At 63.4% G+C, this 6000-nt stretch carries 8 protein-coding genes; all 8 read right to left on the minus strand.

Going from position 1 to position 6000, the window contains the following annotated elements:
- Nucleotides 1-66: 66 nt before the first annotated feature.
- Nucleotides 67-798 (minus strand): ABC transporter ATP-binding protein, encoded by a 732-nt coding sequence (locus tag ACZY0Y_RS04840; RefSeq protein ID WP_463885697.1) that lies wholly within the window; start codon nt 796-798, stop codon nt 67-69.
- Nucleotides 795-1937: an ABC transporter permease gene (locus tag ACZY0Y_RS04845; protein ID WP_463885695.1), complete on the minus strand. Its 1143-nt coding sequence runs from the start codon at nt 1935-1937 to the stop codon at nt 795-797. Before ACZY0Y_RS04845 ends, ACZY0Y_RS04840 begins: the two co-directional genes overlap by 4 nt.
- A 90-nt stretch (nt 1938-2027) precedes the next feature.
- Complete coding sequence (locus ACZY0Y_RS04850; protein ID WP_463956979.1) at nt 2028-2243, minus strand: hypothetical protein; 216 nt, start codon at nt 2241-2243, stop codon at nt 2028-2030.
- A 71-nt stretch (nt 2244-2314) separates the two neighbouring features.
- On the minus strand, nt 2315-2596 hold the full coding sequence (locus ACZY0Y_RS04855) for a hypothetical protein (protein ID WP_463956980.1): 282 nt from the start codon (nt 2594-2596) through the stop codon (nt 2315-2317).
- 97 nt (nt 2597-2693) lie between these two features.
- On the minus strand, nt 2694-3092 hold the full coding sequence (locus ACZY0Y_RS04860; RefSeq protein ID WP_463956989.1) for a (R)-mandelonitrile lyase: 399 nt from the start codon (nt 3090-3092) through the stop codon (nt 2694-2696).
- A 233-nt stretch (nt 3093-3325) separates the two neighbouring features.
- Entirely contained in the window at nt 3326-4339 is a 1014-nt protein-coding gene (locus tag ACZY0Y_RS04865) for an isopenicillin N synthase family dioxygenase (protein WP_463886697.1), read from the minus strand.
- A gap of 228 nt (nt 4340-4567) precedes the next feature.
- The gene (locus ACZY0Y_RS04870; protein WP_463956981.1) at nt 4568-5290 is read right to left on the minus strand and encodes an AAA family ATPase; all 723 of its coding nucleotides are present in this window, start codon (nt 5288-5290) and stop codon (nt 4568-4570) included.
- A gap of 223 nt (nt 5291-5513) precedes the next feature.
- Nucleotides 5514-5861 carry a hypothetical protein gene (locus tag ACZY0Y_RS04875; protein WP_463886578.1) on the minus strand — a complete coding sequence of 116 codons (348 nt, stop codon included), beginning with the start codon at nt 5859-5861 and terminating at the stop codon, nt 5514-5516.
- Nucleotides 5862-6000: the final 139 nt, after the last annotated feature.

Genomic DNA, 6000 nt, shown 5'->3' on the forward strand with positions numbered 1-6000 from the left:
CAAGAGTACGGCGCGCGACGGCGGCCTGCTGAGCGGGCCGCCGTCGTCGTGCTCGGGATGTGAGTGTTAGCGGACCGGGGTTGGGACGCCTAAGCGGCCATCCACCATTTCGACGACGCGGTCGCAGTAGCCCAGGACGTCGTGGTCGTGGGTGACCATGACGGTCGCGACGCCGTGCTCGTGGCTTTGCCGTGCGAGGAGTTCCACGACTTCGCGGCTACGGGCCCGGTCCAGGGACGCGGTCGGTTCGTCCACGAGCAGCAGTTTCGCCCCGGAGACGAGTGCACGCGCGATGCCGACGCGCTGGCGTTCGCCGCCAGAGAGCTGGCCGGGCCGATTGGCGGCACGGTGGGCCATGCCGACGGATGCCAGCAGCGCAACCGGGTCGAAGGTCTTCGGGCCGCCCGCGAGCCGGTTTACCAGCCGGAGCTGGTCCGCCGCGGTCAGCGCCGGGATGAGGTTGCCCGACTGGAAGACGAAGCCGATGTTGGACAGCCGGAACGCAGCGCGTTTGCCGTGGCTCAACTGGGAAAGGTCTTGGCCGTTGACCGTGACCGTTCCGGAATCGGGGGAGGCCAGGGCTCCCGCGACGGCGAGCAGGGAGGATTTGCCGGAACCCGACGGCCCGACAATGGCGAGGAACTCGCCCGGGGCAACATCGAGGCTGACGTCATCGAGGGCTGTCACACGGGTGTCGCCGTCGCCAAGTTCCATCACCGCATGGCGGATGGACAGTCCGGTGATTTGGGGTGTGTCAGCAAGGCTTGCGCCCGCTGTCGGGAACGTGGGGCTGGTCATCGCTGTCCTCCAAGGGCGTTGAGCGGGTCGATCCGGGAAATGCGAACCACGGCAACAGCGGCACCGATCAGTCCCAGACCAATGGTGAGAGCCGTGGCGATGGCGATGGGTGCGGCCTCGAGGGCGAACGGCATGGCGTCGGGCATGGCGGCGCCCAGTCCCAGGCCCGCGGCCACGCCCAGGGCGGTGAATCCCACCAACAGGATGGCGGCCTGGGCCAGTCCATCCCGCAGCAGGTAGCCGGTTGAGGCGCCGATGGCCCGCAGTACCGAGATCTCGTGCTTGCGTTGGATCGTCCACACGGTGAAGAACGCGCCGACCACGAGGGCGCAGATCGCGTAGAGGAAGACCTGGATCATACTCAGGGTCATGGTCTCGGCTTCATAGCCGGGAGATGCATTGAAGGCAGCCGACAACGATTTGCTGGACGTTCCGGCGGCAGTGTCGCCGGCGGCAAGGTCGAGCTTTGCGCCGGGCTTCGCCTGGACGGCAACGACGCTGGCGGTATCGAAGTCCACTGACGACAGCTGCGCAGCGTTGGGAGCGCCGGCTGCGGCCTGGCCGGAGGCGATCAACTGCCAGGTCTTCAGCGGCAGGTAGGCCACGTCGACGTGTCCGAAGGTGGCCTGGCCGTCGGTGAAGCCAACTACTTTGAGCTTCGTGCCGATCCGGTCCAGCGTGACGACCGTGCCGAGGTCGATGCCTTCAGCCTTTGCGGTCGAGGACACGATAATGCCGGCAGGATCGGCGAGGCCGGTGCCCGCGGAGCGGGACGGTTCCAGGAAGGATCCGGGCTCGATGCCAAAAAGCGTAAGGTCAACCTGCTTGCCCGAATCGGTGGCGGCATTGGCCATGCCGACGCCAATCTTCTCGGCGGCGGCCACGCCCTCGACGCCGCGCCAGGCGATGAGCTGCTGGTCATCGATCACGGAGCGCGAGAAGGCGTTGTCCGTCTTGGTGCCTTGGTCGAAGGCGATAGCGGTCACGGGCATCGACTTGAGGCCTGACACGCCGTCGTTGACGAGGCCGGAGGAAAGGCCGGAGAGCATCACCATGAGGACGGCGATGAGTGCAATGACACCGCCCATCAGGCTGAAGCGGCCACGCGCGAAGATCAATTCGCGGAGTGCGAGGAACATTGGCAGTCCTAGGTTTAAGGGTGGAAGAACGAGATTTACTGACAGGCTGTCGGAATCTTTCCGACAGTGTGTCAGGAAACTGCGATTGTTTCAAATCTCACGGCGCCGGTGCAGGTCGAAAGCGACCAAGATCCGCGCCTGTAACGCGGCCGCGGCGGACTTCAGGTCCTCGAGTTCCCGTAGTTGGCTGATCAGCCCGGCCCCGCCGTCGGACGGGCGGACCGCCGCCACGAAGCGGGCCACGTCCGTGACCGTCACCGCGCCAGCTGCTCCCGGAACCACGTCGGGCCCCTTAATGCCGTCCATGAAAACAGGCTAGCGGGCACCCGTGCAGTGCCGCGGTGAGCCAGGCTGCAGCGGTGACACGCCATGCAGGGTCACCGTGCAGCCAGTGCACGTCCCCGCCAACCGAGTACCAGCAACACCAGACCCATCGGGACGAGGGCAACGGACGCATAAAGGAACATCCGTTCAGCCCCTGTCGGCGCGACGACGCGGCTGAACAGTTCGGCGCCGATGGCTGGATTCACGTCCAGACCCAGATCCTCGAGATGCATGTAACGTGAAAACGCAACGATGCGCAGGGCAAGGGCGACTGCTATGCCGACGGCAATCAGAACGAAGCCCAGCATGAACGTGATTTGGCTGCGGTTGAACACGCTTCCCCCAAACAATCGTTAGCCTTCGATGGCACCGGGCGTACGGCTGTCTATGCTATTCAGTGGCGCCAACCCGTCATCCCGGCGACGAGGCCCCTCAGCTGCTGCCGGGTTCCCCGTCGTCAACATGGCTCCCCCATTGCATCTCCGGGCCTTCCTGTCCCTCAGACAAGGATTCCCACATGGCCAGGTGGCTCATGAAGTGATCGGGGGCGGCTCCATGCCAGTGCCATTCGCCGGGCGGGGTGTAGATCGTGTCCCCCGGTCGGATTTCGATGACCTCGCCGCCCCGGGACTGGACCAGGCCACGCCCTTCGGTGACATGCAGGGTCTGTCCGTTGGCGTGGCAGTGCCAGGCTGTGTGCGCACCGGGCGCGAACCGGACCATGTTGACGCGCAACCGGGAGGGACCCTCTCCCTTGGCGATGACGTCGAACCAGACATCACCGGAGAACATCTCCCCGGGGCCTTTGTTGCTGGGCTGCTTGGCTTGGATTTCCTAGGCTCTCCTTTAGGTCCCGTAAATCGCGGTTGACGATCCCGTCCACGCTGGAAGGCCCGCGGCGTCCCTGGGAGGTTCTGCCGGTACCTGCATCGACGGGTCCTTCCGCGACGATGTGGCCCGGCCCGATTCCGCTACGCGCCCGCGTCGTTATGCTTCTTTTTGCGTAGCGGATTCGGGAAGCCTACGGACGGCGCCGTCGCTTCGGTGGCCCCGCGGCGCGTCCGTCAGCCGGCCTGCAGATCGGAGTGGTGCTCCGCGACAACGTTAGGGTGGGCCCGCAGCCGGTAGCGGAGGGCGTTGTCCCCATAGGTTTCCAGAATCGGGCTGTTCGTCGGATCAACCGACAGGCCACGGGCCCTGGCCTGGAACTCCGGGCTCACCGCGAGCTGCGGCATCGTCGCGTCCAGCGCCGGGTTGAAGAAGAATGGCAGGGAGACGCGGTCAGTGCCGCGCAGGGGCGAGATCACGCGGTGCAGCGTCGCCTTGAGGTATCCATTGGTTGCCAGTTCGAGCATCTCGCCGATGTTGACGACGAACGTTCCCGGAACCTGCGGGGCATCGATCCACTGCCCCTGGTACTCCACCTGCAGCCCTCCCTTGCCGGGCTCCACGAGCAGCAGCGTCAGGACCCCGCCGTCGCGGTGGGAGCCCACCCCCTGCTTGGGTTCCGGGTTGGACTCCCCCGGATACCGCACAATCTTGAGCAGTGGGAACGCCCGCGCCGCGAAGGCGGCGTCGAAGGTGTCTTCGGGCGCCCCGAGGGACACCGCCAGGGCACGCAGGAGAGCCAACGAGATGGCGCTCAACCGCGCGGTCCACTCCAGAACGATGTCCCGCATTTCGGGAAGGGCTTCCGGCCACAGGTTGGGCCCCTCGAGACGCCAATAGTCGGCGAGGCCGGGACCCGCCTGGACGGCGGCACGCTCGACGCCGATGTCGATCTGCTCGCGCCAGTCAACCGCGCCGTCCGTGAGCTCGCCGCCGACCCTGGTGTAACCGCGGAACTGCGGGCTGTGGACATTCTCGACGGCGAGCTTCTGCTCGTCGGGCAGCTCGAAGAAACGCCGGGACACGTCAAGCATGGCGTCGGTCAGCTCCTGGGGGATTCCGTGTCCGGCCAGGTAGAGGAAGCCGACCTCGTGCATGGCGTTCCGCAGGTCCTCACGGAACTGTGCAGCCCCCTCCGGGCCGGCATTCAAACGGGAGAAGTCCAGGACGGGCAATGTTTGGAGTGGCACCTCAATAGTCCTTTTCAATAACCTTGGCAAGCTGGGGACTGAATATTCTCCAATATTACGGACCGGCGTTCACTCCGCGGCATTCACATGTCGAAAAAAGACATACGGCGGACGTGCTCTGCCTGCCACGGACGTCCGCCACCAGCTCACCGGAGTAGGGGGCGCTTCAGAAAACGGAAAATATACCACGCTAAGCCTCGGCCAGTGCTCTGAGGCGGGTTTCAGAGGCTAGATGTGTCTAAGGTATCTCTCAGGTGAGTCTAGGAAGGATCGCCAGTTAGTCACGAGATCAAGATCTGCCCACGCACGGGGGCGTAGGCCCCATTGACCTACTTCCAGAATCTGCGCGCCGGGAAGCGCTGCAAGAATAGGTGAGTGTGTCGACATTACGACCTGGGAGTTCCCCTCGTCCAGCAGATCCTTCAAGACTGCAATTAGGCTGAGGCACCCTGTGAAGGACAGTGCGGACTCTGGTTCGTCAAGCACCCACAATCCGTGCCCTCGGAATCGATCGACGGCCAATTCCAGGAATGACTCGCCATGTGACATGTCGTGGAATGAGATGTCCGGACTGGATGTGCTCGGGTTCTTCTCAAGGTAGGTGAAGAAGCCATGCATGGTTTCCGCACGCAAGAAGTATCCCCGTCTGGTGGCGCCGGCGTTCCTGATGAGCTGCAGGTGATTCGCGAGCACGGATTCCGTAGCCCTAGTGGCGTGGCGGGCGCCTGTTGACCCGCCTTCGGGAGACAAACCGTAGGCCAGGGCGATGGCTTCCACGAGGGTTGATTTTCCTGATCCGTTTTCGCCGACCAGAATTGTGGCTGAAGTTAGGTCGAGACCCTGGTCCAAGACTTGGGCGACAGGTGGCAGGGCTGCTGGCCACCGCCGACGATCGAGGACGTTGGTAGGATCCTCGGCCAGTCGTCGGACCGGATAGTTGTGGAAGGCCATGCGCCCATTCTTGCAGGCATCTAAATGGTCTCGTCTCGCCTATGAGCACAGGACGAACCCTCCACCTGCAGCAAGTGCGTCTCCGCTCGGCGGGTGCATTTCAGAGCCGGTCGGACCGGGCGGATCATGCATTTCTGGATTCGGACGCTAGGCCACCAAGGACGCAAAAGCAGCCCCCGCCATTCTCAATAGTGGGGGCTGCCCGCAAATTTGACGTCAAAGATCAAATTTGCCGCGTCTGGCTCCGATCCCTTTTCGCCCACTCTTCGGACTCAAAGAACTTTTCCAGCTCCAAGCCTGCATCTTCAGAAACGCGTACCTCATCCCCAGATAAGTCAAATGGCGGCAGATAACCTTTCTGCTTCGCCAAATCATTCGCTATCTCAAGTACAGACCTCTCTTTCGGGGAAATCGATTCGCCCTCAATGACGCTTTCGGCGATGTGCTCGCACCCTGAGACCTGCATGATCACCATGAGGTCAAAGTTCCTCAGCTCGTGCTCCGTCCAAATGCTCTTCAATCGAAGAGGACCGAACGTCTCCTGACCGGCTCTGCTTTCGAAGCTCGTCATAGCTCCATAGTCTCACTTGCCGCAAGAGTGCCAGATAGCGTGAGTTGGTACCGGTAGTCCGAGTTGTTGGTACTGCGTTTCCGTGAAGTTGGTACTGCCGTGGCCTGTGGGTGCTGTGCTGTGGGTGAGGCGGTGCATT

Source organism: Pseudarthrobacter kochi (genome assembly GCF_055412805.1).